The following is a 24,866-nucleotide window of genomic DNA, read 5'->3' on the forward strand; positions in this document are numbered from 1 at the left end:
CGCCCTGGCTGTGATCGCCGGATGCGTGCTGCTGTGCACGACCCGGTTCCGCCACTCAGGATCGTGGGTTCGATGCCGCTGACGGCCTACACGGCACACCTGGTGGTGTGGGCGGGTTGGGTCGCCGGCGAGGGGGACATCCACACCGGCGTCGAGGCGATGGACGGCTTCCTGGCCCTCGACCCGTTCTGGCCCATGGTGCTGTGCGTGACCGGCGGTTGCATGCTGTGGGCACTGTTCATCGGCAAGGGGCCGCTGGAGTGGGCGCTGGCGAAGGTGTCGGTGCTGGCGGTTCCCGTTGACCGCGCCGTTCGGCGACGCGTGCGGCAGCCGGCGTGAGTTCCGGACTCACATTCCGCGTCGCCCGCGCGTCTACCCTTATGTGACGATGACACTCCCCTTCGACCGAGCGGTGAAGCAGCACGGGGCCACCGTGCTGCGGGTCTGCCGCGCCGTCCTCGGCCCCGGACAGGACGCCGAGGACGCCTGGTCGGAAACCTTCCTCGCCGCGCTGCGTGACTGGCCGGGGCGGGACGAGGTCAGGAATCCCGAGGCATGGCTGGTGCGCGTCGCCCACCGCAAGGCCCTGGACATCACTCGGGCGCGGTCCCGTCACGCCGTCCCCACCGATGACCTCCCGGACGTCCCGTCGCCCGCGGTCCAGGCCTTCGATGAATCCGGCGTGTGGGCGGCCGTCGGCGCGTTGCCCGAACGCCAACGCCTGGCCGTCGCCTACCACTACCTCGGCGGACTGCCCCACACCGAGACCGCCGAGTTGATCGGTGGGACGCCGGACGCGGTGCGCAGAGCCGCGTCCGACGGGATCAGGACGTTGCGGCGCACCGTCCCCGACAACACAGGAGACCCCCGATGAGCACCACCGACTTCTTTCCCGCTCGGGACCCCGCGGAGGATGCCGATCTCGCGCGCCTCGCTGACCGACTCGCCACCCAGGCCCATGATGACGGACTGCTGGACGTCGCCTACCGCACCGTCGATTCCCCGGTCGGACCGCTCCTCCTTGCAGCCACCCCAGCCGGTCTGGTGCGTATCGCCTTCGAACTCGAAGGGGTCGACGCCGTCCTGGAGGAGTTGGCCACGAAGATCAGCCCGCGGGTCCTCGAGGCCCCACGCAGGCTGGACCCGGTCGCGAGAGAACTGGACGAGTACTTCACCGGCACCCGGCGCGACTTCGACCTCCCCGTGGACTTCCGCCTGTCCTCCGGGTTCCGGCGGACGGTGCAGCGTTACCTGCCGCAGATCGCCTTCGGACAGACGGAGACGTACAAGCAGGTCGCCGAACACATCGACAACCCGAAGGCGGTGCGCGCGGTCGGCACGGCGTGCGCCACGAACCCCATCCCGGTGGTCATCCCCTGCCACCGGGTACTGCGTTCCGACGGTGGTCTCGGCGGTTACCGCGGCGGGTTGGAGGCCAAGACGGTGCTCCTGGAGCTGGAGAACTACAACTAGTCAGCGCCAGGGGTTGATGGTCTCTACCCCGATACCCTCGAAATCCTTGGTGTTCCGTGTCGCACACAGCGGGTGTCCAGGATGATCATCCGAAGTCCACGCCCCGGGCCTCACCGGTACGTTCCGGGATGGAAAGGCCGTCGAACCCCCCGGCTGCCCTGGCAGCACGGGCAATTTCCACACCAATGTTGGGACGATGAACTTCTCTGGTGAGGATCTCCCGCACTTCCGCCTCCATCGAGCGTCCGTGCTCCTTTGCTTGCGCAGCCAACTGTTCTTTCACCGACTCGTCGAGCCCTCGTACCACGATGGATGTCATGTGGATCGCCTCCCTATTCTGCTATCACTCATGAAAGCGTACCCGTCTCCTGTACCCCAACCATCGCACTCGCGCCCCCGTCGGGTGCTTTCCCAGGGCATGAGTGCGATGGCTGGGAACCGAACGAGCTGTCGCCGCATCACCTACCCTCGTCACCATGGCTACAGTCATCCTCGTCCGCCACGGCCGCAGCACCGCCAACGCGCAGGGCGTCCTCGCCGGACGCACCCCGGGCGTCCTCCTCGACGACACCGGGGACAAGCAGGTGGGACGCACCGCCGAACGAATCGCCGACGTGCCGCTGGCCGGCGTGGTCTCCAGCCCACTGGAGCGTTGCAGGCAGACCGCACAGGCGATCCTCCGCAGGCAGGACGCCACCGCGTCCGGGACCGGCCTGACCCTCGCCACCGACGACCGCCTCAACGAATGCGACTACGGCGACTGGCAGGGGTGCAAACTCGCGGACCTCGCCAAGGAGGAGCTCTGGAAGACCGTCACCGGTGAACCGAGCAAGGCTATCTTCCCCGGTGGCGAATCACTGACCGACATGCAGGCCAGGGCCGTCGCAGCAGTCCGCTCCCACGACGCCGCCATCCAGGAACAGCACGGCGACAAAGCGGTATGGGTGGCGGTCACCCACGGCGACATCATCAAGTCAGTCATCGCGGACGCCTACGGCATGCCCTTCGACCATTTCCAGCGCGTCCACGCCAATCCCGCGTCCGTGTCCATCGTCCACTACCCGGCGGAAGCGGATTCCGACCCCCACGTCCTTGCCGTGAACACCGAGGCCGGCGACCTGTCGTGGCTGCGTCCGAAGGAGGGGGACGGGAAGGCGCAGGACGTTGCCCAGGTTGGCGGCGGCGCCGGACACGACTGAAACCTGGGCATCCGAACACCTACCTCCGCGGGGTCCGGCCCAGGACACCGTCCAGGAAAACCCCGATGCCGTCCACCACCCCGCAGCACCGCAGCGAGTCGAAACGGTCCAGCGTGTGGTGGCCACCGGGAAGCTCCACGTACACCACGGGCGCAGCCGACACGTCCCCGAGACGCCCGGAGAGTTCCCGCGCCGAGTCAGCGGCGACCATCGGATCCCGGTCCCCGTGGACCATCATCACCGGCGGCACGTCCTCCCGCGGTTGCTCCCCCTCACCGAGGTAGTCCCCCGGATCCGAATTCATGCCGTGGGTCGGCGCCGGACCGTAATAGCCGTACAACCCCACCACCGCCGACACCCGGGTGTCCGCCTCCTCGAAACCAGGCTGGAACCCCGGGTCATTCGCTGTCAGTGCACAGGTCACGGACGTATGGCTGCCTGCCGACCCTCCGACGAGCACCACGGTCCCGGCATCCCCTCCGTACTCCGCGGCATGTTCCCGGGCCCAGGCGATCACTCTTTTCCCGTCCACCAACTGGTCGGGGAATGCTGCCGGCCGCAGCCGGTAGTCCGCGCTGAGGCACAGCCACCCGTCGGCGGCGAACCGCTCCATGAGCAGACGGGCCTCCTTGCTGCGCCGACCGCTGAAGAACCCGCCGCCGTGCAGCTGGATCAGCACGCCCCGGGCGGGTACCGGACGGCGGGCCCGGTAGAGGTCGAGCAGATTCCCCGGCCCGTGGGGACCGTAGGGGATCGCCCGGATCCGCTCCACGTCCCGGTATCCCACATGCACCGGTGCCACACATGCGCGCAACCAGTCCCTCCACCCCGGACCCGTGAACAACCCACCGGCACCGGCGAACGAACCGAGCGCCCCGGCGAATGCTGCCCTCGTCCCACACGCCAGGGCGATGACCCGGATCTGTGCGCCGAACGCGAACACCGACACCGCCAGCGCCACCATGCCGACAGGCGTGGACACGTCCCCGGCGCCGAGTGCAATGACCGTCGACAGCAGATTCAGGACGAGGAAAACATGCGGCAGTTCGCTGCCGGACATCGCCAGGACCAGCGCAGGTGTGACCCGCGGGCCGTGTGTGGGCCTGGGCCACAGTGCGAGGCAGGCGATCACGGCGGCAACGAGCGAGCCGATGAGGTACCCGACCGGAATCGTGGACATGCACTTTTTCTTTACCAGGGACGACCCGGATCGACAATGCCTGCGCTACCGTACTTGGCCCCACGCTCCTACAATGTGTGACATGCCCACCATCACACACGGATTCGACTGGCCCGACCGTTTCGTCGTCGGCACTGTAGGGATGCCCGGGGACCGGACGTTCTACCTGCAGGCCCGGGACCGGGGTGTGACCGTCAGCGTGTCCCTGGAGAAGCAGCAGTCCGCCGCCCTCGCGGAGGGGATCGAGGAACTCCTCACCACCCTGAGGAACGAGGACGGGAACCCGCACAACATTCCGGACGTCACGCCGGACCTGCTGGTCGACAATGACCCGCTGGACCTGCCCCTGGACGAGGAGTTCCAGGTCGGCGTCCTGACCCTCGGCTGGGACCCGACCACCTCGCAGATCGTGGTCGAGGCCGCTCCCCCGCCCGAGCTCGAACCCGAGGAGCTCGAGGAGCTGCAGGACGCCATCGACTCCGACTCCGAGACCTTCGAACTGGAGGTGGAGCCGGACGAGGTCTTCGTGGTCAGGATGCCGGTCGGTGCCGCACGCGCCTTCGTCGACAGGACGAAGGCGATCGTTGGGGCGGGACGCCCGACCTGCCCACGCTGCGGTCGGCCGATCGACCCGGAGGACGGCCCCGCGGGCCACGTCTGCGAGTTCCCGGACGAACCGTGACGGCGCCGAACGGGGAACCGGGGGCCACTCCGGACGGGGTCCCGGACGGCCCGCTGGAGCTGGACTCCCGGATCACCGAGGCATCCAACGCCACCTTCCTCGGCCTCATCGGGGAGACCCAGGTGGTCTACAAGCCCACCATGGGCGAGCAGCCGTTGTGGGATTTCCCCGACCACACCCTCGCCCAGCGTGAGGTCGCGTCCTACCTGCTGTCGGAGGCTCTGAGGTGGAACGTGGTCCCGCCGACGTGGCTTCGGGAGGGCCCGTTCGGCACGGGAATGGTGCAGCTGTGGCAGGAGATCGACCGGGCGCAGGACCCGGTTGACCTGGTCGCCGCAGAAGACCTCAATGAACGGTCGGAGTCCGGCTGGCGGCACGTCCTCGACGGTCTCGACGCCCACGACCAGCCGGTCTCGCTGATCCACGAGGACTCCCCGGAGCTGCGCCGCATGGCGGTCTTCGACATCCTCGCCAACAACGCCGACCGCAAGGCCGGCCACATCCTGCCCATGCCCGGCGGCCACCGCTTCGGCGTGGACCACGGTCTGACCTTCCACACCAGCCACCGGTTGCGCACGGTCCTGTGGGGGTGGGTCGGCGAACCACTGCAGGACGGCGAACTCGCCGATGTCCGGCGGATCCGGGACGCTCTGGACGGCGACCTCGGCGAACAGCTGGAGGAGCTCCTCAGCCTCGAGGAGATCGTCGCCCTCTCCGAGCGCTGCGACCTGCTGCTGGAGACCGCCGGGTTCCCGGCACCCCGTGGTGGGATGCCCGCGGTGCCCTGGCCACTGTTCTAGCCCCCGTGGCCACCGCCGCGGCCCCGGCTGCCCCGCCGGGACCCCAGGTACTCCCCCACCACCGCGGCACCCAGGTCGTCCAGGTCGGGGGCCACCACGGTCCCCTCCGCCCGCCGTGCCATCGAGTCGACGAACCGGGCCAGGCCGGGATCCGAACCCAGCCGGAAGAACGTGGTCTGGGCACCGAAGCGCGTGGCCTTGTCCAGCTCCCGGACAGCGTTGGCGATGGTCAGCGGGTTCGGGGGATAGTCGAAGAAGGCGTGCCCGCCGGCCCCGAGGTGCGCGGTCGGCTCACCGTCGGTGACGATCAGCAGCACCGGCTGGGCGTTCGGGTGCCTACGGAAGTGCCGGTTGGCCAGCAGCAGCCCGTGGTGCAGGTTGGTGCCCTGCTCCCATTCGGCCTCCAGGCCTGTCAGGGTATCGATGTCGGTGACCTGCGCCCGGCGCCCGAAGGTGACCAGTTGCAGGTCGTCATCCCGGAACCGGGTGGTGACCAGGGTGTGCAGTGCCAGTGCGGTGCGTTTCATCGGCACCCAGCGTCCCTCCATCGCCATGGAGAAGGACGTGTCCACCAGCAGTGCCACCGCCGCCTGGGTGCGGGCCTCGGTCTCCTGGACCTCCACGTCGTCGATGTCCAGGCGCACACCACCGGCCGGGTCCCCGCCTTCCGCCGCGGTACGGACCACTGCATTCGTCACCGTCCTGGTCACGTCCCACGGTTCGGTGTCCCCGAACGCCCACGGGCGGGATGCCCCGGACAGCTCACCACCGGCTCCGCTGCGCAGCATGTCCCGGCTGCCACTGCGGCCGGAGAGCCGGTCGGCGGCATCCTTCAGCAACGACTTTCCCAGTTGGCGCATGGCCTTCGGCGACAGCCGCAGGTTGCCGTCGGCCCCGCGGCGCAGCACACCGGAGTTGCGCAGCGCCTTCTCCAGCTGCCGCAGCGTGCGTGCCTGTACCCCGGCGTCGTCGCCGAGCAGACGCTCCAGCGCATCCAGGTCGATGTCGTCCAACGTGGAACCCGCGTAGGACTGCGAGAGCTGCTCGACCAGCTGGTCCAGGTCGGCGACGTCCTGGAACACACCCTGGCTGGTGTTGTCGGTGCCGTTCCAGTCCTCGTCCGGACGCAACGACTGGAGGTTGCCGTCCAGCTGCTGCAGGGAACCCAGCAGTTCCGGGGAACCGAAGGCCTCACTCGCCAGGGCATCCAGCTCGGCGCGCTGCTCCGGGGTCATCGCGTTGCGCATGCGCTGCGCCTCGGCGGACCGGGCGGCCAGGGTGTCCAGCAGTTCACCGATGTTCCGCGGGTTCTCCGGGAAATACCCGCCGTGCTTCGCCATGAAGTCGTCGAACTTCTCCTGGATCTGCTCCTCCGTGAACTCCCCGCTGCGCTGCGCGGAGAGCAGGTCGTTGAGGTCGTCGACCATCTCCCTTGTGGCCTCGCGGTCAGCGTCGGTGGCGTTCTCCAGCGTCTCCTTCATCCCCTCGAAGCGCTGGTCGAGCATCTCACGGCCCATGAGGTCCCTGATCTGCCCGAACGTCTCCTCCGCCTCCCCGCTGTGCCACTGGTAGTCCTGCAGCTCGCTGACCGCCGCAGCCGGGGACGGCGGGAGGTTCTGCAGTTCCATCTCGGCGAACGCACGCTCGGCGTCGTCGATGGTGATGTCGCGGGCCAGCTGCCCGCGCTCCTGCAGGACGGCCCGATCCAGCAGTTCGCGGACCTCCTGGAGGGTTCCGGTGAGGTTGTTCTCCTGCGCGAGCTCACGGCGGCGCTCGGAGACCCGGCGCGCCAGGTCATCGAGGCCCGGCATGTCCTGGCCACCCCGGCGCAGGTACTCCTGCATGGCCTTCTCCGCGGAGTAGCCGGCCATCACGTCCTCCCCGATCGCGTCCACGGCCTCGCCGAGGTCCACCGGCGGGGCCAGCGGATCCGGCCCGCCGGTGTAACGCCCGAAGCGTGACCCCCTGGTCAGCCGCCTGTTCGTCCTGCCCGTTCCGCTAGCCATACACCGTGTCGCCCCCGAGCGTCTCCTTGTCCACGCGCCGCGCCAGGAAGAGCGCCTCCAGTGCCAGCTCCACCGCCGCGGCCTTCTCCCCGTCACCGGACGCACCGACGCGGTCCTGGATGGTGCCGTAGAGGTCCGGGTCCCCGAGTTCCGGCAGCCCGGCCAGGAAGTCGGACGCGGTCATCTGCTCACCGGTGTTGACCAGTGTCCCGCCGTCCAACGCGGTGACCAGTGGCTCCAGGTCCAGCCCGGCGAAGCGGTCCCGGACGGTGGCGGCGGTGGCGGTGCGCAGCAGGTGGTCGAGGATCTCGTCCGCCCGGTCCTCCTCACCGGACTCGAATTCGATCTTGCCGCCGAGGACATCCACCGCGGTCTCCAGGTCGACCGGCCGGGCGACCGCGGCGTCCTCACCCTGCCGGACGGCCCGGTGCACCGCGGCGGCGGCGATGGTCTCCGCCCCGGCGATGGCGAAGCGGGCACTCACGCCACTGCGCTGGTCGACGGACGACGACTCCCGCAGTGCCCGGGTGAACCGGGCCAGGATCTCCAGGAGGAAATCCGGGACCGTCGCCGCCGGGTCAGTGCCCAGATCGGCCTCCTGGACGATCACGGCGATCTCGTCGTCGAGCTCCACCGGGTAGTGGGTGCGGATCTCCGCGCCGAAGCGGTCCTTGAGCGGGGTGATGATCCGTCCGCGGTTGGTGTAGTCCTCGGGATTCGCACTGGCCACGACCAGCACGTCCAACGGCAGGCGCAGGACGTAGCCGCGGATCTGGACGTCCCGCTCCTCCATGACGTTGAGCATGGCGACCTGGATACGTTCAGCCAGATCGGGGAGCTCATTGATCGCGACGATGCCCCGGTGGCTGCGCGGGACCAGGCCGAAGTGGATGGTTTCCGGATCACCGAGGTGGCGTCCCTCAGCGACCTTCATCGGGTCGACGTCGCCGATGAGGTCGGCGACGGACGTGTCCGGGGTGGCGAGTTTCTCCGCGTAGCGAGCGTCGCGGTGGCTCCAGACAACCGGGAGACCGTCTCCCAGGTCTGCCGCACGGCGGCGGCTCTCCGGGGTGACCGGGTCGTAGGGGTGCTCGCCCAACTCGGAACCGTCGATGACCGGCGTCCACTCGTCGAGCAGACCCACGAGGGTGCGCAGCAGGCGGGTCTTTCCCTGGCCGCGCTCGCCGAGCAGCACGATGTCATGGCCGGCGATGAGGGCACGCTCGACCTGCGGGACAACGGTCGGCCCGAAGCCGTGCAGACCCTCCCAGGGGTCACGGCCCTCCCGCAACGCGGCGAGGAGGTTGTCACGGATCTCGGTGCGCAGGCTCTTCTGGACGTGTCCGGACGCCCTGAGTTCGCCGACGGTGGTTGCTGATGGTGCTTCAGAAGCTGCGGGAGCGTTCATGCCCCCGACGCTACGCCTGAATTTTCGCCCCGTCCGTGCTGGCGGCGCGGAGCTGCCGGCGGCGCAGGAACATGGCCGGCAGGAAGATGACCAGGCCGCCGATCGCCAGGCCCGCGCCCGCCAACGCCGGGTAGGAGTAGTTGAATCCGGCGCTGATCACGGCACCGCCGACTGCCGCGCCGGCACCGTTGGCGATGTTGAAGGCCGCCTGGTTCATTGCCGCGGCGAGGTTCTGCGCGTCCCCTGCGACATCCATGAACCGTGTCTGCATATTGACCGTGAGCACGCCGCCGCCGATGGACACCAACCCGAACAGCAGGATCGCCAGTGGGGCAACGGTGCTGCCGAAGAAGAACAGCACCAGCATCACGATCATCGTGACGAACGAGCCCACGATCGCGAAATCCACGTTGATGTCCGCCAGGCGTCCGCCGAGCATGTTTCCGATGACCATGCCGATGCCGTAGACCATCAGGACGAGCCACATCAGCTCCCCCGGGAACCCGGCACGGTCGGTCATCGTCCAGGAAATGTAGGTGTACACGCAGAACATGCCGCCGAAACCGACGGCCCCGGCCGCCAGGGACATCATCACCTGCGGGTTGACCAGGGCACCGATCTCGGTGCTGGGGCGGGTCGACGGCATCAGCACCATGTGGGGCATGGAGTGCCACAGCCCGGCGAAGCACAGCAGTCCGATGACGACGACCAGACCGTAGGCCACGTTCCAACCCAGTGACTGCCCCAGCCATTGCGCGGCGGGTACACCAACCACTGTCGCGGTGGCCAGGCCCAGCGAGATCCGGGCGATGGCCTGTCCCCGTTTACCGGGCTCCGCCATGGACGCGGCGATGAGGTTCGCCACGGCGAAGTAGGCGCCGTGCGGGAAACCGGCGATGAACCGGGAGACCAGCAACAGGCCGTAGCCGGTGGCGAAGACGGTCAGCAGGTTGCCGATGATGAACGCTGCCATCAGGATGATGATCAGGCGCCTGCGTGGGACGCGGCCGGTCAATGTGGTGATCAGCGGGGCTCCGACGACCACGCCGAAGGCGTAGGCGGTCACGATGTGGCCGGCCTCGGCCTCGGTGATGCCGAAGTCGTCGGCGATGAGGTTGAGCAGCCCCATGGACACGAACTCGGTGGTGCCGATGCCGAATCCGCCGAGCGCCAGGGCGAGCATCGCGATCGGACGGCGGCGGCGTCCCATCTCCGTCTGGCGTGGGACAGGCTTCCGGTGGACCACCTGGGACGGCGCCAGCTTCGTGAGCCGGGTGGAAGTCATGGGTGACGTGGGCCTTTTCACGGGCGGGTCCCTCCTCGTTCATGGTGTCTGATCGGTTGCGTTGCAGCGGGCGTTCAGCCACAGCAAAAGCCCCGGACGTGGGGGTGTCTTCCCCACCCGGGGCCCTGTGACGTGAATGTCCCATTGTCGGCCTTCGCCCCTGCTTACACAAACGCAACCGGGCGGATTCCCTGGTTCCCGGCCGTGATTCTCGGCACACACCCCACCCGGGCGTTGACTCAGATCGCGGACCGTCGGTCCGCTACGGCCACAGCAGCACCTTCACGTCCTTACGCTTGTCCATCGCCTCGTACCCCGCCGCAGCCTCGTCCAGCGGAAGCTGCCGGGTGAACACCCGGCCCGGGTTGATGCTGCGGTCGAGGATCAACCGGATGAGCTCCGGCAGGTAGCGACGCACCGGGGCCGGGCCGCCGTGCAGGTGGACCAGGCCGAAGAACAGGCGGTCACCGGGCAGTTCCACGTCGTGGGAGACGCCGACGTAGCCGATGTGGCCGCCGGGACGGGTGGCGCGCACGGCCTGCATCATCGACTCCTGCGTTCCCACGGCTTCGATCACGGAATGTGCGCCGAGGCCGTCGGTGAGCTCCTTGATCCTCGCCACCCCGTCACGGTCGCGCTCCTCGACGATGTCGGTCGCACCGAACTCACGGGCGAGCTCCTGGCGGTCGGCGTGGCGGCTCATCGCGATGATCCGCTCAGCACCCATCTGCTTCGCCGCCAGCACCCCCATCAGCCCGACGGCGCCGTCCCCGACGACGGCGACTGTCTTCCCGGGGCCTGCCTCGGCGGCGTCCGCGGCGAACCAGCCGGTGCCGAGGACGTCGGACGCGGCGAGCAGTGAGGGGATGAGGTCCTCGTCCGGGTAGGACGGGGTGGCCACCAGTGTGCCGTCGGCGTCGGGGATCCGGGCATACTCGGCCTGCGTCCCGATGGCGCCACCCACCGATGTGCCGTTGACGCAGCGGGACTGGTAACCCGCCTGGCAGATCGGGCAGGTGCCGTCGGAGGTGATGAAGGAGCCGACCACGAAGTCGCCGGTGCTCACCGTGGCCACCTCGTCGCCGACCTGCTCAACCACGCCGACGTACTCGTGCCCCATCGGATGGTCCTCGACCTCGTCCGTGCCACGGTAGGGCCACAGGTCGGAGCCGCAGACGCAGGCGGCGACGACCTTGATCACCGCATCCGTGGGCTCCTCGATACCGGGGTCGGGACGCTCCTCGACCCGGACGTCGCCGGGGGCTTTCATGATGACTCCGCGCATTGACCTAGGCTCCTTCTGCCGTCGTTGTTTCGGTGACCGACCATGACGCCAGCACCTTCAGTTTGTCCTCCGACGCCGACCCGGGTTCCGCCGAGTAGACGTACAGGTGCAGCCCGTCGTCGGCGGTGACCGCGAGTTCCTCGAAAGCCAGCACCAGTTCCCCGACCTCGGGATGGTTGAACCGCTTGGTGCCGGAACCGTGGATCCTCACGTCATGGGCGGCCCACAGTCCGCTGAACTCCGGGCTGCAGGTGGACAATTCACCCACCAGGTCCTGGAGATCCCGGTGGGTGGGATTGCGTCCGACCTCGGCGTGCATCACCCCGACGCACATCTGCGCCATCGTGTCCCAGTCCGGGTAGAAGTCCCGGGCCGCCGGGTCGAGGAACTGGAATCTGGCGAGGTTGGGGGCCGTGTCCTGCGTATCCTCGGACAGCGCATCCCCGATCACCGGCGAGTAGAAGGCCCGGCCGAGATCGTTGACTGCGACGATGTTCTGCATCTCGTCCCGGAGGAAGGCGACCGCGCCGGTGATGGAGTCCACCACCCGCACCAACGATTCACGGGGAGGCCGGCCCCCGGGACGTCCCCGGCTGCCCCTCCTCCCGCGGCTGCGTCCGGACGTCGGCGCGCCGTCCGCGGCACGGGCGAGGTCGTACAGATGGGACCTTTCGGCGTCGTTGAGTTCCAGTGCGCGGGCGAGGGATTCCAGGACGGAGGAGGACGCGCCGGCGATCCGCCCACGTTCCAGCTTCGCGTAGTAGTCCACGCTGATGCCCGCGAGATCGGCGACCTCGTTGCGACGCAGTCCGGGAACCCGCCGGTTGCCGGTGTCCGGCAGGCCGACCTGAACCGGGCTGATGCGGGCACGGCGGGTCGTGAGGAACTCGCGGACCTCGTCCTTCACGCTGCCGCGCGCCCGGGTCGTCCTGCGTTGGCTGTCATCCATGGTCCCGAGGTTAGTGCCGATGCGCTCACGGGGCCGCCGGTGAGACGTGCCCTGCCGGTACCTGTTTCGCCAGCAACCGGAGCACCTTCTGTACCGCCGGACGCTGGGCCTTCTCGGGACGGTCCGGCGTCACGGCACGGTGATCAGCCCACCCAGGTCTTCACGACGTCCGCGAGCGGGGTCGTCGGCCGACCGATGAGCTCCGAGAACTCTCCCGGGGCCGGGTCCTCGAGCTCACCGGCGGCGATAGCCGCATCCGTGGACACCAGGAAGTCGGCGAGGGGCTCCGGGGTACCGGCGTCGACGAGGACCTTCTTGTGCTCCTCAGGGGAGACATTCGCGACCGTGACCGTCTTCCCGGACAGTTCGCTGGCGGTTGCCGCCAGGTCAGCGTAGGTGAACGACTCGTCGGCACCCAGCTCGTAGGTGGCGTCCGGCGCCTCGTCGGCGGTGAGCACCACTGCTGCGGCAGCGGCGTAGTCCCGGCGGGGCGCAGCCGAAATGCGGGCGTCACCGGCACTCGATACCAGCGTGCCGGACTGGACCGCCTGCTTGACCTGGTCCTCGTGGTTCTCCGTGTACCAGCCGTTGCGCAGCAGTCCGACCTTCACAGGAGCCTCGGCGAGCAACCGCTCGGTCTCGTTGTGCTCGGGGGCGACCGCGATGATGGACGCCTGGTCGGTGTGCAGGAAGCTGGTGTACGCCACGAAGTCGACACCGGCCTCGACGGCGGCGTCGATGACGGCCTTGTGCTGGGGGATGCGCTGCCCGATGGCGTTTCCGGAGATGAACAGGAGCCGGTCGACACCCTCGAGGGCCCCGGCCAGAGCGTCCGGCTGGTCGTAGTCGAAGGTGCGGACGGTGACTCCCCGGTCGGCGATGTCGGCGACCTTGGCGGGGTCACGGACGAGGGCGACGATGTTGTCGGCGGGTGTCCGGGAAAGCAGTTCGTCGATGGCGAGGCGGCCAAGCTGTCCGCTGGCTCCGGTGACGGCGATGGTCATGGTGTACTCCTCGGGATTTCTTGTTGTGTTCGTCGTTCTGTTCACTTACTTTTTGTAAGCGCTTACCGATCGTAAGCTACAATGGTTGACGCGTCAAGGAAATTCCCGAGGAGAGATGCACGATGAACGAAACAACCCCACCATGCGACCGGTCCATGGACGTGCTGAACCGCTTCTGCCTGTCCCGGTCGGTACTGCGCGACGTCACCGGACGCTGGGCTCCCCTGGTCCTGCTGGCACTGGACGAGAATGCCCCGGCCAGGTTCGGCGACCTCCACCGGGCAGTGGACGGGTGCAGCGAGCGAATGCTGTCGCAGACGCTCCGCACGCTCACCGACGACGGATTCGTCACCCGCGGTGAGGAGCACGGCCACCATCCCGTCTACGGTCTCACCGACGGCGGCCGGACGCTTGTCCCCCATCTGCGCGGCCTCCGCGATGCCCTCTACGCGCACCTGACTGAATCCTCGTCAGAATAACCGCGAGCACTGCCATGAACAGGCCTGTTCCCAGCAGCACGGCCCCCACCCCGGCAGGACCGCCGGCCATCTCGTCCGGATCAAGGAAGAAGTAGGGGTACCAGCCACGGACGAGGATGTAGACCGTCCACACAGCCGGAAGCGCGAGCACCACGGCAATGATGCGGGCTCCGGACAACCCGGGACGCGGGGGATCCCGGAACTCCCGCCGGGTCACCCACACATCGACGAGCATCACCAGGGGAACCACCACGTGCACGACCTCATTGGTCCACCAGCCCGTGTCCCCCGGTGCGCCCTGGGCGCCCCGGAGCAGCAGGTTGTATCCCAGTCCGACGACCAGGGTGTAGCAGGCCGCACAGATCTGCAGGACGCCACCCGCCCTCCGCGGAGGCACGATGAGCGCGACAACCGCCGTGATCGCAGACACCGTGGTGAAGAAGCTGAACCAGTTGAGCACCACGGTTCCCACATCCCGGCCATCGTCCTGCGCGAACCCGATGGTCTCGACGAGCTGGACGACCAGGGTGAGGACGATGCCCGCCGCGGCAAGGAGTCTCCAGGCGTTACTCCGCTCAGTCACCACCGACCACTCCGCCAGGCCCACACGCACAGTCCGATCCCCGTCACCGCGGCAATCGGCCAGAACCAGAAGAAGAAGACCGGGGCAAGGGGCCCGACCATGTCACGCCATTGTTCACCGGAGATGAACTGGAGTCCGTCAATCGTGCTGTCCGGGTAGGGCAGGGCCCACGGCACCGGTTGTTCCTGCACCAGGTGCGCGTCGGAAAATGCAGCAACCAGGAGGCCGACCGCACACATGGTGGCCAGGACGGTCAGTGGGAAAACCACCCAGAACCACGGGAAGCTCAGCACGTCCTGCGACTCCCCACCCCGTGCGCGCCGCGGCAGCAGGACGGCTCCCACCACGGACACCAGCACAACCGCGCCCAGAAAGATCCAGGTCATATCCGCCGCCTCCGCCACGCGAGAGCTGTCAGTACGATTCCGAGCGCAGCCACCGCAGGATAGACGAATCGTCCCACGTCGCCGAAGAACAGGAGGCTCCACGCCTGATCGTCGGAGAGGTAGTCGTTCCGGACGGAATCCCACTCTGACTCGTGGACCGCGTCACCGAGCGGTGCATACATCGTCCAGCCGAAATCGCCCCCGGCCGAGATCCCGGCGCCCGGCAACCACGCCCCCACCGCCAATGCGGTGAGCAGGGCCGTCAGTGGGAACACCAGCCAGAACCAGGGGAAGCCCGCCCCACGGTCGCCGTCCCGGTCCTGCCCGTCCAGGTACCGTGCCCGCCGCGGAAGGACCGCGCCGGCGACCAGGGCCACCACGAGGACGGCGAAGATCAGCAACCATGTCATGGCTGAACACTATAGACGCCGCGGTCAGACCATCCCGACGACCCCGTTGACCACCAGCGTGACCGCGCCGGCGAAGGCCAGGAACGTCGCCAGTTTGCGCGTCCCCTCGCTGGAGATCCGGTTGTAGAGCTTGTCGCCGAAGAAGGCGCCCACGAAGATCGCCGCGATGGCGACCAGCCACACCCACACCGGCAGGCCACCCACATCGACGCCGCCGAAGATGATGATCTTCAGCAGGAAGGACACGGTGTTGGCCACCATGATCACCGGGTGCAGGGTGGACACGAAGTCTTTGTAGTCCCAGCCGGTCAGCCGCGCGTAGACCGTGAACGCCGGGGCGGCGATGCCGGCGACGGTGCTCATGAACCCACCGGCGGCGCCCGCGATGATCATCGGCAGCCTGGAGTGCTCGGACAGCCGCGAGGTGTCCGGCCTGAACATCGTCACCGCCAGTGCCAGCAGGACGAGGACGCCGACAGTGACCAGCAGCCACGGCCCGTCGATCGCCATGACCACGAACACCGCCGGAACAGAACCGAGCACCAGGCCCCCGGCGAGGTAGGCGAACCGGCGCCAGTCCGTCTCCCTCCTCACCGCCCACGCGTTGTTCACCGCGTTGATGGTCGACAGTCCGTTGACCACGGTCACACCGGCGGCCGGCCCCAGCACCACCGACAGGATCGGCCCGGCGATCAGCCCGACCCCCATGCCGGTGATCCGCTGGATCAGCGCCCCGATGAATACGGCGGCAACAAGGATGAGGGCGATGGTGAGCACGTCATCCAACTCTATGCCCGGGGCACGGGGTCACCTTTCACCGGGGCCGCCGGGACGCAGCGACGCTATGAAAACGAGCTTGTCGAGAACCGGCGCCGGGATGACGAACGGGTAGACGTCATCACTGCCCATGGAGCGGTTGACCATGTTCAGCGCGGTGGACAACGGCGTCCACACCTCGGTGACGGTGTCGCGGACACCACGGGTCTCCTGGACCTTCTCCGCGGGCACCAGGCCGTACTGGACGGCGGTCTCGATGGTGTCGGAGATGTGCAGGTAGTGCGCCCAGGTCTCCGCGAAATCCTCGTAGGGGTGCATCGTCGCGTAGGAGGAGATGTAGGACTCCTCCCAGTTCCCGGGCGGCCCCTGCCTGTAGTGCCGGTCAACCGTCTCCTGGTAGTCCACGGTCTCATCGCCGAAGAGTTCGCGCGCCCGGGCGAGGACGTCCGGGGCACCGTTCTCCACGAGCTGCCATTCAACGTAGTGGCCGACCTCGTGCCGGAAATGGCCGAGCATGGTGCGGTAGGCCTCGTTGAGCTGGGTCTTCACGTATTCCCGGTGGGCATCATCCGCTTCCGCCAAATCGATGGTGATCACCCCGTTGGCGTGCCCGGTCACCACCTCCCCGTCCACCGAGGACAGCAGGTCGAAGCACAGACCGCCGTCCGGGTCCTCGGCCTTGTTCGCGAAGTCGAAGCCGAGGGCGTCCAGTTCCGCGACGAGGTGGCGCTTGGCGCTTTCGGACGACTGGAAGTTCGCCAGGCCGATGGCGTCCTCGTCATTGGGGCGGGTACGGGTGAAATCGCAGGCGGAGCACTGGCCGCCGGGATCGGCGGCCAGCCAGGTGCACCGGGAGATGTCGTAGTTTCGGCAGCGGAACCAGAGGGTACCGTGCCGGTCGGTGTAGATCTTGTTGGCGTCAACCGGGACGATGTCCCGCTCGCTGCGCGAATACCCCAGAGTGCTCCCGCACCCCACGCACTCGGAGTTCTCGAAGAACAGGTCATTGCTGCACACGCGGCAGCGGTACGCTTTCATGCGCCGAGTATGCCACAGGGGCACCGGGGTAGCGCATGCACTCGATGGTGCCCCCAGTGGGACTCGAACCCACACTGCGCGGATTTTAAGTCCGCTGCCTCTGCCAATTGGGCTATAGGGGCGTGGCGCTAGACCAGGAGGCCACTACGCATTACGCGCGATCACCTCGGCCAGCATCCCGTCCAGGATATCCTTCTCACTCACCGTGATCGTGGACAGCCCCTGCTCCAGGAACCGGGACGCGAAGGCGTCGATCACGATAGCGCCGCCACCGATCACGTCCGCACGCCCCGGGTGCATCGCCGGGTACGACCGGCGCTGCTCCACCGTCTGCCCCAGCAGGGCCAACGCCGACTCCCGGAAACCCTCCAGGTCCAGCTCCGACATATGCGTCGCTTCCGGGGCGTACTCCCCGAGCCCCAGGTGGATCGCGCCCACAGTGGTGACGGTCCCGGCGACTCCGACCACGCGGGTCACGGCCCCCAGGTCAACGTGCTCACCGACAACACCCATCAGCCCATCCACGTACGCCCGTGCATCAGCGATCTCGGCATCGACCGGCGGATCCGAGTGCAGGTAGCGCTCTGTCAGGCGCACACAGCCCATGTCGGCGGAGTAGGCCTCGCCGATCCCGCCGTCCTCCGCACTGTTGACCACGAACTCCGTCGATCCCCCACCCAGATCGATCACGCAGATTCGCTCGTCGGGCCCCACCTGCCCCAGATCGGCCACGGCACCGGCGAAGGACAGCTCCGCCTCCCGGATCCCGGACACCACCTCTGCCTGTGTGCCCGGGGCGATCCTCCCCAGGTGGCGGCGTGTGATAGCGAAGAAGTCCTCGCGGTTCGCCGCATCACGGGTCGCCGAGGTCGCCCCCATCATCACGTCCGTCACCCCGTGGAACACCATGCGGTCGGCGTAGGTTCCCAGGGCCTCGTCCACCCGGTCCAGGGCCGCACCGGCGAAACGCCCGGTGGCGTCCACGCCCTGCCCCAGGCGGACGATGATGTTGTCGCGGTTGATCTCCCGCAGCGTCCCGTCGTCGGCGACCTCGGTGATCAGCAGGCGGATCGAGTTCGTGCCACAGTCGATCGAGGCGAAGGTTCCGGTGGCCACTACTCCCCCTCCTCGTAGATCATTTCGTCGATGTTCCCGTCGAAGGCGTCCCGGATGGATGTCCCCAGCGACTCCGGTGTCGGCCAGTCCGCCGGGATCGCCGTGCCGGACAGCTTCCGGTTGTTCGCCGCGGCCAGCGCCACGGCCTCCGTGCCCAGCCGGACCCGGTCGGGACCCTCCGCCAGCGCATAGGCAATCAGCACATGCAGGCACTTCACCCGGTCCGGCATGCCGCCGCCGGAGAAGTCCGTGCCCAGGGACTCGATGGCGTTGCGCTCCGCGAGGTAGTGCTCGTGCGCAGCACGGTAGTCGGCCGCCAGGTCGGGGTCCTGGGTCAACCTGCCCTGCATCGTGCGCATCACCCCGGCGACCTCCAGGCGGGACGCCTCGGCCGTCAGGCGGTGGTCGGTGAGGTAGTACAGCGTGGGGAACGGGGTCCCGTCCGGCAGCCGCGGCGAGGTCTTCACCACCGCCGGCTCGCCGTCCGGGGTGCGGTAGGACACCTCGATCGCCCCGCGGATCCTCCGGCCGAGCTGGCGGGACATGGTCTCGAAGTCAGCGTCACTGACGGTCACTACTGCGCTCCCTGCTGCTGCTGTTGCTGCTGTTCCTGCTGCTGTTCCTGGACGTCCTGGTCGCCCTCCTGCGCAGGTGAATCCTGGTTCGGGTCGATCGGCAGATTGTTGGACCCGCCGTCACCGTCACCGTCGTCTCCGTCGCCGTCACCGTCGTCTCCGTCGCCGTCACCGGAGCCCTCGCCGGACGGACCGTCGCCGTCCTCGTCCGGCTCGGACACCGACCCCCACAACTGCGTGTACCACGGGTCCGGGTCATCCGCGGACTCCTCCTGGCCGGGGTCCGCGGGCGAGGACGTGTTGATCCGGGGATCCATCAGCCGGAACGCCGACTCCCCCGGCTCCACCACACCCAACCGCGTCCGGGCCTGCTCGCGGATGTAGGCCTCACTGTCGTAGCGGTCCAGTTCCTCATTGAGCCGGTCGCGCTCGTCGATCTGGCGCTCGATGGTGGCGTTGACCTCCGCGAGTTCGGCCCGCTGCTGGAAGTAATTCCGCAGCGGAGTCGCCACGGACAGGGCGACGAAGGCGACGACCAGCACCACGGCGACCGTCACCAGGGGATTGATCCGCTTCGGCAGTTCGACGAAGCTGCGGGCGAGCTTGCGAGGCGCGTCCCGCACCTCCCGGCTACGCCGGTCCCGCTTCTCGACCGACCGGGGACGCGGCAACCCGGGCGCGCTGGAGCCGTCGGAGCGGGCGCGTGCGCGCCTGCGTTCCTCCGACGGCCCTGCGGCCCGGGTCGTGCGACGGTCCTCGGTTCCCATAGAGGGCGATACTAGTCGGTCCTACCGCGACTACTTCGCAGTGAACCGCGGGAAGGCGGAGGCACCGGCGTAGACCGCGGCACCCTCCAGGTAGCTCTCGATGCGCAGCAGCTGGTTGTACTTCGCCACGCGCTCGGAACGGGCCGGCGCACCGGTCTTGATCTGGCCGCAGTTCAGGGCGACGGCCAGGTCGGCGATGGTGGTGTCCTCGGTCTCACCGGAACGGTGGGACATCATGGACTTGTAGCAGCTGTTGTGTGCCAGGGCGACGGCGTCGAAGGTCTCGGTGAGGGTACCGATCTGGTTGACCTTGACCAGCAGGGCGTTGGCGACGTCCTCGTCGATACCGCGACGCAGGCGCTCCGGGTTGGTGACGAAGAGGTCGTCGCCGACGAGCTGGACCTTGTCACCGATCTCCGCGGTGAGCTTGGCCCAGCCCTCCCAGTCGTCCTCGTGCAGCGGGTCCTCGATGGAGACCAGCGCGTACTCCTCGACGAGTTCGCCGTAGACCTTCGCCATCTCCTCGGCGGTGCGCTTGCCACCCTCGAAGTTGTAGTGGCCGTCCTCGTAGAACTCGGAGGCGGCCACGTCGAGCGCAAGTGCCACGTCCGTACCGAGGGTGTAACCGGCGGCGGAGATCGCCTCGTCGATGACGTCCAGCGCAGCACGGGTGGAGTCGACCGAGGGGGCGAAGCCACCCTCGTCGCCCAGGCCGGTGGACAGTCCCTTGTCCTTCAGCACCTTCTTCAGGGAGTGGTAGACCTCGGCACCGGTGCGCAGGGCCTCGCTGAAGGTCTCCGCGCCGATCGGGGCGATCATGAACTCCTGGACGTCCACCCCGGAGTCGGCGTGGGCGCCGCCGTTGAGGATGTTCATCATCGGCACGGGCAGGACGTGGCCGTTGGGGCCGCCGATGTAACGGAAGAGCTGCAGGCCGGCGGACTCGGCGGCGGCCTTGGCCACGGCCATGGAGACACCGAGGATGGCGTTGGCACCGAGGCGGGACTTGTTGGGTGTGCCGTCCAGCTCGATCATGGCCTGGTCCACCAGGCGCTGGTCGTCGGCCTCGATGCCTGCCAGAGCCTCGTCGATCTCACCAATGACGTTACTGACGGCCTCGAGGACGCCCTTGCCGAGGTAGCGGTCGCCACCGTCCCGCAGTTCGTGTGCCTCGTGCACACCGGTGGAGGCGCCGGAGGGCACGGCGGCCCGTCCGACGGAGCCGTCGTCCAGACCGACCTCGACCTCGACTGTCGGGTTACCACGGGAGTCCAGGATTTCGCGGGCGATGATCTGCATGATTTCGGCCATGTGGGTGTCAGCCTCCTCGGCTGGAGAAGTCGGTGGGATATCAGTCACCACCATACTGCCCTATCCGCACCACGTCCGTCAGCCAGCCGGTCAGGCCGCCTGACCCAGTGCGTAGTTCGCAGCGGCGTCGCGCACCGAGATCATGTACTCCTCGGAACGGTTGTAGCTGAACAGCGCCCGGCTCCACCCGTCGGCGGTGTCCAGGTCGCGGTCGTGCCCGCAGAGCAGGCGTCCGGCGGCCGCGGCGGCGTCGCCGATATCGTGCGGGTCTCCGCCGGCGCCGTAGATCCCCCAGGATTCGGGGAGGAACTGCATCGGCCCGACGGCGCGGTCGTACTCGGGGTCACCGTCGAGTTCGCCGTTGTCGGTGTCCGGGATCTCCATGAACTCACCTGAGCCGTCCAACCGCGGACCGATGATCCGGCCGCCGTCCTCCCCTGCCCCGTAGGTGCCGTGGTGCGACTCGATGAAACCGATACCCGCCAGCGTGTTCCAGGCGATGTTGCAGGACGGGAACTCCGACGCCACGGTCTGGGCACCACTGATGTAGCCGGCGAGATGCTCCTCCGGCATCGAGAGTGACTCGGCGGTCGCGGCGAGGTCGTGCACGGTCGAGGCGCGTGCCGGGGGCACGTCGTCCGGTACCGGGACGCGCTCCTCCTCCGGTTCCCGCTCGTCGACGAGAAACACCCCGACGACGATGACGACGAGCAGGACGGTGGCGATCAGGCCGACGAATCCACCGCACCCGGCACGTCCACTCGGACGGGAGCCTGCTGTCACTGGTCCTCCGCGAGGCAGAGGATCGCCGACAGTGATGCGACGGAGAGCTGGACGCCACGTCCCTCCACCGTGAGCACCGCCATATCCGGATAGGGACGTTCACCGACGACGAGGTGGACCCCCGGCGCGATGCCGTTGTCCTGCAGGTAGCGCAGCAGCGCGCCGTCGCGGTCGCTGATCCGGTCGACGAGGAGTCGCTGGCCCACCGTCGCCTCCGAGAGCGGTTCGGTGTCCGGGACGGCGATCTTCCCGTCCCCGTCGGGGATCGGGTCGCCGTGGGGGTCGCGGACGGGGTGGCCCATCGCCGCGTCGATGCGGGCGATGAAGGTGTCGGACACGGCATGTTCGAGGACTTCAGCTTCGTCGTGGACCTCGTCGACGCCGTAGTCGAGCTCGCGCAGCAGGTAGGTCTCGATGAGCCGGTGGCGGCGAACCATCTGCAACGCCAGCTGGCGGCCGTCCTCACTGAGGGTGATGTCGCCGTAGGGGGCGTGGACGACGAGCCCCTCGGCGACGAGCCTCTTCACCGCCTCCGACGCGGTGGAGCGGCGCTGCCCCAGCTCATCGGCGAGGACGGAGAGGGACGCGCCGCTGCGGTCCCACTCCTGGAGATCGTAGATCTTCTTGAGGTAGTCCTGCGACCGGTCCGGCAGATCGGTGACATGCATGGCGGTGAGTCTACCCCAACCACCGCTGTGCTCCGCCTGTACTCCACGGAACCGGTCTCACCGGCACCGTTGTCATTCACAGGGACTGAAGTGTAGAGTTCGTGTCATTGAACTTATCCAATCGACCGTGGAGAACTCTTGTGATCCGTACTATCCGCAGAACCACCGCAGCAACGACCTCGATTCTCCTCGCCGGCGGCCTCGTCGCCTGCTCGTCCGATGACGCACGGGGCGACACCCCCGAGGTCCTCGCCACCTTCACGATCCTCGCCGACATGGCCCAGGAGGTCGCCGGCGACACCCTCGAGGTCTCCTCACTGACCCGGCCCGGCGCCGAGATCCACGGGTACGACCCCACTCCCGGGGACATCCGCACCGCCGCCGGCGCCGAGGTGATCCTCAGCAACGGCCTGGGCCTGGAGAACTGGGTGGACAAGCTCACCGCGGATTCCGACGCCACCCGGGTCACCGTCACCGAGGGCATCGACCCGGTCCCGATCGAAGGCACCGACGAGCCCAACCCCCACGCCTGGATGAGCCCGACGCTGGCGAAGGTCTACGTCGACAACATCGTCGACGCCCTCAGCGACTTCCGGCCCGATGACGCGGACACCTTCCGGGACAACGCCGGGGCCTACAAGACTCAGCTTGACGAGGTCCAGGGCGACCTCACCGACGGACTGTCCCACCTGCCGGAGAACCAGCGTGCCCTGCAGACCTGCGAGGGTGCCTTCAGCTACCTCACCCGGGACGCCGGCATGGCAGAGAGCTACATCTGGCCGGTGAACTCCGACGCGGAGATCACCCCCGACCAGATCCGCGCCGCCGCGTCGTTCGTCGAGGACAACGACGTCCCCGCGGTCTTCTGTGAATCCACCGTGGACCCCGGCCCGAAGGATCAGCTCATCCGGGACACCGGCGCCCGCGACGGCGGCACGCTCTACGTCGACTCGCTCACCGAGGACGGCGGCGACGCCCCGACCTACCTCGACCTGATCCGCTACGACGTCGACACCATCGTCGAGGGCATGCGGGGCGACCGCTAGTGGGACACGCCATCACCCTGCGCGAGGTGTCGGTGAGCTATGGCACGGTCCGCGCCCTCGAGGACGTCTCCCTGGAACTGGACGCCGGTGCAATCCACGGATTGATCGGCATGAACGGGTCCGGCAAGTCCACCCTGTTCAACACCCTCACCGGTGGCGTCCGTCCCGACAGCGGGACGGTCTCGGTCTCGGGCAGCACCGCCTACGTCCCCCAGTCGGAGAAGGTCGACTGGACCTTCCCGGTCAGTGTGCGCGACGTGGTGATGACCGGTCGCTACGGGCACATGGGCCTGCTCAAACGCCCCCGTGTGGCCGACCGGCACGCGGTGGACGACGCCCTCACCCGCACCGACCTGACCGCACTCGCCGACCGTCAGATCGGACAGCTCTCCGGCGGGCAGAAGAAGCGGACGTTCGTCGCACGCGGCCTGGCGCAGGACGCCGGCGTCATACTGCTCGACGAGCCGTTCGCCGGGGTCGACACGGTCAGTCAGGCGACGATCAGTGACCTGCTGCGCGCCATGGCCGACGACGGTCGCTGTGTCCTGATCTCCACCCATGACCTCGGGTCGGTCCCGGAACTGTGCGACACCGTCACCATGCTCCAGCGCGCGGTCGTCGCCCACGGCACCCCTGCGGACGTCCTCACCACCGACAACCTCATGTCCACCTTCAGCACGCCCGGAACGGAGGCATGATGTCCGACATCCTGTGGTTCCTCGAACCCCTCGACTACGGGTTCATCCAACGCGCCCTGATCGTGGCCACGGGCACGGCCGTGATCGCAGGCCTGCTGTCCTGCTGGCTCGTGCTCATCGGCTGGTCGCTGATGGGCGACGCGGTCTCCCACGCCGTGCTGCCCGGCGTGGTGGTCTCCTACATCCTCGGCTGGCCGTTCGCCATCGGCGCCCTCATCGCCGCGCTCCTCGCCGTCGGCATGGTCGGGGCGGTGGGTCAACGCACCACATTGAAGGGCGACACGGCCATCGGGGTCATCTTCACCGCCCTGTTCGCCCTCGGGCTTGTCCTGGTCTCAGTGACCCCGGCGGGGACGAACCTGCAGGAGATCCTCTTCGGAAACCTGCTCGGCATCTCCCAGGAGTCGCTGGTCCAGGTCCTCATCTTCGGCGCGCTTGCCCTGGTGATCATGCTCGTCATGCGACGCAACATCACCGCCTGGGCCTTCGACCCTGAGCACGCCCGCATCATCGGGATGCGAACCGGTGCAATCAGGTGGACGGTGATGGTCTGCCTCGCACTGGTTGTCGTGGCCTCCATGCAGGCCGTCGGCGTGATCCTCGTGGTCGCTCTGCTCATCACCCCCGGGGCGACGGCCTACCTGCTGACCCGACGGATCGGACGGATGATGCTGATTGCCCCGGCCGTGGCGTGGTGCAGTTCAGTGGCCGGGATCTGGCTGAGTTTTTACGAGGACATCTCCGCCGGCGGCTCCATCGTGCTGGTCCAGGCCGGGATCTTCCTGCTGGTCTATCTCTTCGCGCCCCGCGAGGGACTGGTGACCACGGCGGTGCTGCGCCGTCGCCGCGCCCGTCTCGGCGCCGCCTGAGTCACGTACTCCGGTCCGCTGTCTTCTCGACTCTCCAGTTTAATGGCCTGCCCCGCTACGGTGCCCGGTAGTCCAGTGCCGTGGGGGCC

General features: G+C 68.1%; 28 protein-coding genes, 1 tRNA gene and 1 pseudogene. 10 read left to right on the plus strand and 20 right to left on the minus strand.

The features are described from left to right. The 3 genes and pseudogenes from ACTIL2_RS11010 to ACTIL2_RS11020 all read left to right on the plus strand — a co-directional run. A pseudogene (locus ACTIL2_RS11010) lies at window positions 1-339 on the plus strand (hypothetical protein); the annotation flags it as partial. Between the two features lie 49 nt (window positions 340-388). Further along, entirely contained in the window at window positions 389-874 is a 486-nt protein-coding gene (locus ACTIL2_RS11015) for an RNA polymerase sigma factor (RefSeq protein WP_442337514.1), read from the plus strand. Further along, the gene (locus ACTIL2_RS11020) at window positions 871-1,473 is read left to right on the plus strand and encodes a methylated-DNA--[protein]-cysteine S-methyltransferase (protein WP_442337515.1); all 603 of its coding nucleotides are present in this window, start codon (window positions 871-873) and stop codon (window positions 1,471-1,473) included. The genes ACTIL2_RS11015 and ACTIL2_RS11020 overlap by 4 nt, the downstream gene beginning before the upstream one ends. 85 nt (window positions 1,474-1,558) lie before the next feature. Here ACTIL2_RS11020 and ACTIL2_RS11025 read toward each other — a convergent pair whose 3' ends face one another. Next, the gene (locus ACTIL2_RS11025; RefSeq protein ID WP_442337516.1) at window positions 1,559-1,792 is read right to left on the minus strand and encodes a FitA-like ribbon-helix-helix domain-containing protein; all 234 of its coding nucleotides are present in this window, start codon (window positions 1,790-1,792) and stop codon (window positions 1,559-1,561) included. A 157-nt stretch (window positions 1,793-1,949) separates the two neighbouring features. Between ACTIL2_RS11025 and ACTIL2_RS11030 the strand changes: the two genes are divergently transcribed. Beyond that, window positions 1,950-2,672, plus strand: coding sequence for an MSMEG_4193 family putative phosphomutase (locus ACTIL2_RS11030; RefSeq protein ID WP_442337517.1), 723 nt, complete (start codon window positions 1,950-1,952; stop codon window positions 2,670-2,672). Window positions 2,673-2,691: 19 nt separating this feature from the next. Here the strand turns inward: ACTIL2_RS11030 and ACTIL2_RS11035 are convergent, their stop codons facing one another. Then, window positions 2,692-3,852: an alpha/beta hydrolase gene (locus ACTIL2_RS11035; protein WP_442337518.1), complete on the minus strand. Its 1,161-nt coding sequence runs from the start codon at window positions 3,850-3,852 to the stop codon at window positions 2,692-2,694. 82 nt (window positions 3,853-3,934) lie between these two features. Here ACTIL2_RS11035 and ACTIL2_RS11040 point away from each other — a divergent pair, with 82 nt between their 5' ends. Further along, window positions 3,935-4,534 carry a DUF3090 family protein gene (locus ACTIL2_RS11040; protein ID WP_442337519.1) on the plus strand — a complete coding sequence of 200 codons (600 nt, stop codon included), beginning with the start codon at window positions 3,935-3,937 and terminating at the stop codon, window positions 4,532-4,534. Continuing rightward, complete coding sequence (locus tag ACTIL2_RS11045; RefSeq protein ID WP_442337520.1) at window positions 4,531-5,334, plus strand: SCO1664 family protein; 804 nt, start codon at window positions 4,531-4,533, stop codon at window positions 5,332-5,334. Before ACTIL2_RS11040 ends, ACTIL2_RS11045 begins: the two co-directional genes overlap by 4 nt. Here ACTIL2_RS11045 and ACTIL2_RS11050 read toward each other — a convergent pair. The 6 genes from ACTIL2_RS11050 to ACTIL2_RS11075 all read right to left on the minus strand — a co-directional run bounded on the left by ACTIL2_RS11050 (window position 5,331) and on the right by ACTIL2_RS11075 (window position 13,271). Continuing rightward, on the minus strand, window positions 5,331-7,340 hold the full coding sequence (locus ACTIL2_RS11050; RefSeq protein WP_442337521.1) for a vWA domain-containing protein: 2,010 nt from the start codon (window positions 7,338-7,340) through the stop codon (window positions 5,331-5,333). The genes ACTIL2_RS11045 and ACTIL2_RS11050 overlap by 4 nt on opposite strands. Then, window positions 7,333-8,748, minus strand: coding sequence for a magnesium chelatase (locus ACTIL2_RS11055; RefSeq protein WP_442337522.1), 1,416 nt, complete (start codon window positions 8,746-8,748; stop codon window positions 7,333-7,335). The genes ACTIL2_RS11050 and ACTIL2_RS11055 overlap by 8 nt, the downstream gene beginning before the upstream one ends. 10 nt (window positions 8,749-8,758) lie before the next feature. After that, window positions 8,759-10,033, minus strand: coding sequence for an MFS transporter (locus tag ACTIL2_RS11060; RefSeq protein WP_442337523.1), 1,275 nt, complete (start codon window positions 10,031-10,033; stop codon window positions 8,759-8,761). Window positions 10,034-10,295: 262 nt separating this feature from the next. Further along, complete coding sequence (locus ACTIL2_RS11065; protein WP_442337524.1) at window positions 10,296-11,318, minus strand: zinc-dependent alcohol dehydrogenase family protein; 1,023 nt, start codon at window positions 11,316-11,318, stop codon at window positions 10,296-10,298. Window positions 11,319-11,322: 4 nt separating this feature from the next. Next, window positions 11,323-12,267: a helix-turn-helix transcriptional regulator gene (locus tag ACTIL2_RS11070; RefSeq protein ID WP_442337525.1), complete on the minus strand. Its 945-nt coding sequence runs from the start codon at window positions 12,265-12,267 to the stop codon at window positions 11,323-11,325. 143 nt (window positions 12,268-12,410) lie between these two features. After that, the gene (locus tag ACTIL2_RS11075; protein WP_442337526.1) at window positions 12,411-13,271 is read right to left on the minus strand and encodes an SDR family oxidoreductase; all 861 of its coding nucleotides are present in this window, start codon (window positions 13,269-13,271) and stop codon (window positions 12,411-12,413) included. Between the two features lie 122 nt (window positions 13,272-13,393). Between ACTIL2_RS11075 and ACTIL2_RS11080 the strand changes: the two genes are divergently transcribed. Then, the gene (locus tag ACTIL2_RS11080) at window positions 13,394-13,750 is read left to right on the plus strand and encodes a winged helix-turn-helix transcriptional regulator (RefSeq protein ID WP_442337527.1); all 357 of its coding nucleotides are present in this window, start codon (window positions 13,394-13,396) and stop codon (window positions 13,748-13,750) included. Here the strand turns inward: ACTIL2_RS11080 and ACTIL2_RS11085 are convergent. The 12 genes from ACTIL2_RS11085 to ACTIL2_RS11140 form a co-directional block, all read right to left on the minus strand. Continuing rightward, the gene (locus tag ACTIL2_RS11085; RefSeq protein WP_442337528.1) at window positions 13,662-14,333 is read right to left on the minus strand and encodes a Pr6Pr family membrane protein; all 672 of its coding nucleotides are present in this window, start codon (window positions 14,331-14,333) and stop codon (window positions 13,662-13,664) included. The two genes, ACTIL2_RS11080 and ACTIL2_RS11085, sit on opposite strands and share 89 nt — an antisense overlap. Beyond that, complete coding sequence (locus ACTIL2_RS11090) at window positions 14,330-14,719, minus strand: amino acid permease (RefSeq protein WP_442337529.1); 390 nt, start codon at window positions 14,717-14,719, stop codon at window positions 14,330-14,332. Before ACTIL2_RS11090 ends, ACTIL2_RS11085 begins: the two co-directional genes overlap by 4 nt. Further along, window positions 14,716-15,129 (minus strand): amino acid permease, encoded by a 414-nt coding sequence (locus ACTIL2_RS11095; protein WP_442337530.1) that lies wholly within the window; start codon window positions 15,127-15,129, stop codon window positions 14,716-14,718. The genes ACTIL2_RS11090 and ACTIL2_RS11095 overlap by 4 nt, the downstream gene beginning before the upstream one ends. A gap of 24 nt (window positions 15,130-15,153) precedes the next feature. Next, the gene (locus ACTIL2_RS11100) at window positions 15,154-15,906 is read right to left on the minus strand and encodes a sulfite exporter TauE/SafE family protein (RefSeq protein WP_442337531.1); all 753 of its coding nucleotides are present in this window, start codon (window positions 15,904-15,906) and stop codon (window positions 15,154-15,156) included. Window positions 15,907-15,936: 30 nt separating this feature from the next. Continuing rightward, window positions 15,937-16,944, minus strand: a complete 1,008-nt coding sequence (locus ACTIL2_RS11105; RefSeq protein ID WP_442337532.1) for a zinc-binding metallopeptidase family protein — start codon at window positions 16,942-16,944, stop codon at window positions 15,937-15,939. Window positions 16,945-16,989: 45 nt separating this feature from the next. Next, window positions 16,990-17,066, minus strand: a tRNA-Leu gene (locus ACTIL2_RS11110). Window positions 17,067-17,088: 22 nt separating this feature from the next. Next, entirely contained in the window at window positions 17,089-18,060 is a 972-nt protein-coding gene (locus ACTIL2_RS11115; protein ID WP_442337533.1) for a Ppx/GppA phosphatase family protein, read from the minus strand. Then, window positions 18,060-18,635 carry a DUF501 domain-containing protein gene (locus tag ACTIL2_RS11120; protein WP_442337534.1) on the minus strand — a complete coding sequence of 192 codons (576 nt, stop codon included), beginning with the start codon at window positions 18,633-18,635 and terminating at the stop codon, window positions 18,060-18,062. Before ACTIL2_RS11120 ends, ACTIL2_RS11115 begins: the two co-directional genes overlap by 1 nt. Further along, a complete protein-coding gene (locus ACTIL2_RS11125; RefSeq protein ID WP_442337535.1) occupies window positions 18,635-19,402 on the minus strand; it encodes a septum formation initiator family protein in 768 nt (255 codons plus the stop codon). The genes ACTIL2_RS11120 and ACTIL2_RS11125 overlap by 1 nt, the downstream gene beginning before the upstream one ends. A 30-nt stretch (window positions 19,403-19,432) precedes the next feature. Then, window positions 19,433-20,713 (minus strand): phosphopyruvate hydratase, encoded by a 1,281-nt coding sequence (gene eno, locus ACTIL2_RS11130; RefSeq protein ID WP_301520175.1) that lies wholly within the window; start codon window positions 20,711-20,713, stop codon window positions 19,433-19,435. Between the two features lie 90 nt (window positions 20,714-20,803). Continuing rightward, window positions 20,804-21,496 carry a hypothetical protein gene (locus ACTIL2_RS11135; protein ID WP_301498307.1) on the minus strand — a complete coding sequence of 231 codons (693 nt, stop codon included), beginning with the start codon at window positions 21,494-21,496 and terminating at the stop codon, window positions 20,804-20,806. Continuing rightward, complete coding sequence (locus tag ACTIL2_RS11140) at window positions 21,493-22,164, minus strand: metal-dependent transcriptional regulator (protein ID WP_301498306.1); 672 nt, start codon at window positions 22,162-22,164, stop codon at window positions 21,493-21,495. The genes ACTIL2_RS11135 and ACTIL2_RS11140 overlap by 4 nt, the downstream gene beginning before the upstream one ends. A gap of 140 nt (window positions 22,165-22,304) precedes the next feature. On the opposite strand from ACTIL2_RS11140, the gene ACTIL2_RS11145 reads away from it, so the two are divergent. From ACTIL2_RS11145 to ACTIL2_RS11155, 3 genes are read left to right on the plus strand one after another with little or no spacing between them, the layout of a single operon-like run. Next, window positions 22,305-23,210: a metal ABC transporter substrate-binding protein gene (locus ACTIL2_RS11145; RefSeq protein ID WP_301498305.1), complete on the plus strand. Its 906-nt coding sequence runs from the start codon at window positions 22,305-22,307 to the stop codon at window positions 23,208-23,210. Then, entirely contained in the window at window positions 23,210-23,908 is a 699-nt protein-coding gene (locus ACTIL2_RS11150) for a metal ABC transporter ATP-binding protein (protein ID WP_301498304.1), read from the plus strand. The genes ACTIL2_RS11145 and ACTIL2_RS11150 overlap by 1 nt, the downstream gene beginning before the upstream one ends. Beyond that, window positions 23,908-24,777 (plus strand): metal ABC transporter permease, encoded by an 870-nt coding sequence (locus ACTIL2_RS11155; protein WP_442337536.1) that lies wholly within the window; start codon window positions 23,908-23,910, stop codon window positions 24,775-24,777. The genes ACTIL2_RS11150 and ACTIL2_RS11155 overlap by 1 nt, the downstream gene beginning before the upstream one ends. The last annotated feature ends 89 nt before the right edge of the window (window positions 24,778-24,866 follow it).

This window comes from Corynebacterium sp., assembly GCF_052107835.1.
GTDB lineage: Bacteria > Actinomycetota > Actinomycetes > Mycobacteriales > Mycobacteriaceae > Corynebacterium.

Bases quoted from the DNA above. Each gene is read 5' to 3' on its own strand.
- ACTIL2_RS11015 (WP_442337514.1), top strand. From the start codon at position 389: ATGACACTCCCCTTCGACCGAGCGGTGAAGCAGCACGGGGCCACCGTG.
- ACTIL2_RS11020 (WP_442337515.1), top strand. From the start codon at position 871: ATGAGCACCACCGACTTCTTTCCCGCTCGGGACCCCGCGGAGGATGCC.
- ACTIL2_RS11025 (WP_442337516.1), bottom strand. From the start codon at position 1,792: ATGACATCCATCGTGGTACGAGGGCTCGACGAGTCGGTGAAAGAACAG.
- ACTIL2_RS11030 (WP_442337517.1), top strand. From the start codon at position 1,950: ATGGCTACAGTCATCCTCGTCCGCCACGGCCGCAGCACCGCCAACGCG.
- ACTIL2_RS11035 (WP_442337518.1), bottom strand. From the start codon at position 3,852: ATGTCCACGATTCCGGTCGGGTACCTCATCGGCTCGCTCGTTGCCGCC.
- ACTIL2_RS11040 (WP_442337519.1), top strand. From the start codon at position 3,935: ATGCCCACCATCACACACGGATTCGACTGGCCCGACCGTTTCGTCGTC.
- ACTIL2_RS11050 (WP_442337521.1), bottom strand. From the start codon at position 7,340: ATGGCTAGCGGAACGGGCAGGACGAACAGGCGGCTGACCAGGGGGTCA.
- ACTIL2_RS11055 (WP_442337522.1), bottom strand. From the start codon at position 8,748: ATGAACGCTCCCGCAGCTTCTGAAGCACCATCAGCAACCACCGTCGGC.
- ACTIL2_RS11060 (WP_442337523.1), bottom strand. From the start codon at position 10,033: ATGACTTCCACCCGGCTCACGAAGCTGGCGCCGTCCCAGGTGGTCCAC.
- ACTIL2_RS11065 (WP_442337524.1), bottom strand. From the start codon at position 11,318: ATGCGCGGAGTCATCATGAAAGCCCCCGGCGACGTCCGGGTCGAGGAG.
- ACTIL2_RS11070 (WP_442337525.1), bottom strand. From the start codon at position 12,267: ATGGATGACAGCCAACGCAGGACGACCCGGGCGCGCGGCAGCGTGAAG.
- ACTIL2_RS11075 (WP_442337526.1), bottom strand. From the start codon at position 13,271: ATGACCATCGCCGTCACCGGAGCCAGCGGACAGCTTGGCCGCCTCGCC.
- ACTIL2_RS11080 (WP_442337527.1), top strand. From the start codon at position 13,394: ATGAACGAAACAACCCCACCATGCGACCGGTCCATGGACGTGCTGAAC.
- ACTIL2_RS11090 (WP_442337529.1), bottom strand. From the start codon at position 14,719: ATGACCTGGATCTTTCTGGGCGCGGTTGTGCTGGTGTCCGTGGTGGGA.
- ACTIL2_RS11095 (WP_442337530.1), bottom strand. From the start codon at position 15,129: ATGACATGGTTGCTGATCTTCGCCGTCCTCGTGGTGGCCCTGGTCGCC.
- ACTIL2_RS11105 (WP_442337532.1), bottom strand. From the start codon at position 16,944: ATGAAAGCGTACCGCTGCCGCGTGTGCAGCAATGACCTGTTCTTCGAG.
- ACTIL2_RS11125 (WP_442337535.1), bottom strand. From the start codon at position 19,402: ATGGGAACCGAGGACCGTCGCACGACCCGGGCCGCAGGGCCGTCGGAG.
- eno (WP_301520175.1), bottom strand. From the start codon at position 20,713: ATGGCCGAAATCATGCAGATCATCGCCCGCGAAATCCTGGACTCCCGT.
- ACTIL2_RS11140 (WP_301498306.1), bottom strand. From the start codon at position 22,164: ATGCATGTCACCGATCTGCCGGACCGGTCGCAGGACTACCTCAAGAAG.
- ACTIL2_RS11155 (WP_442337536.1), top strand. From the start codon at position 23,908: ATGTCCGACATCCTGTGGTTCCTCGAACCCCTCGACTACGGGTTCATC.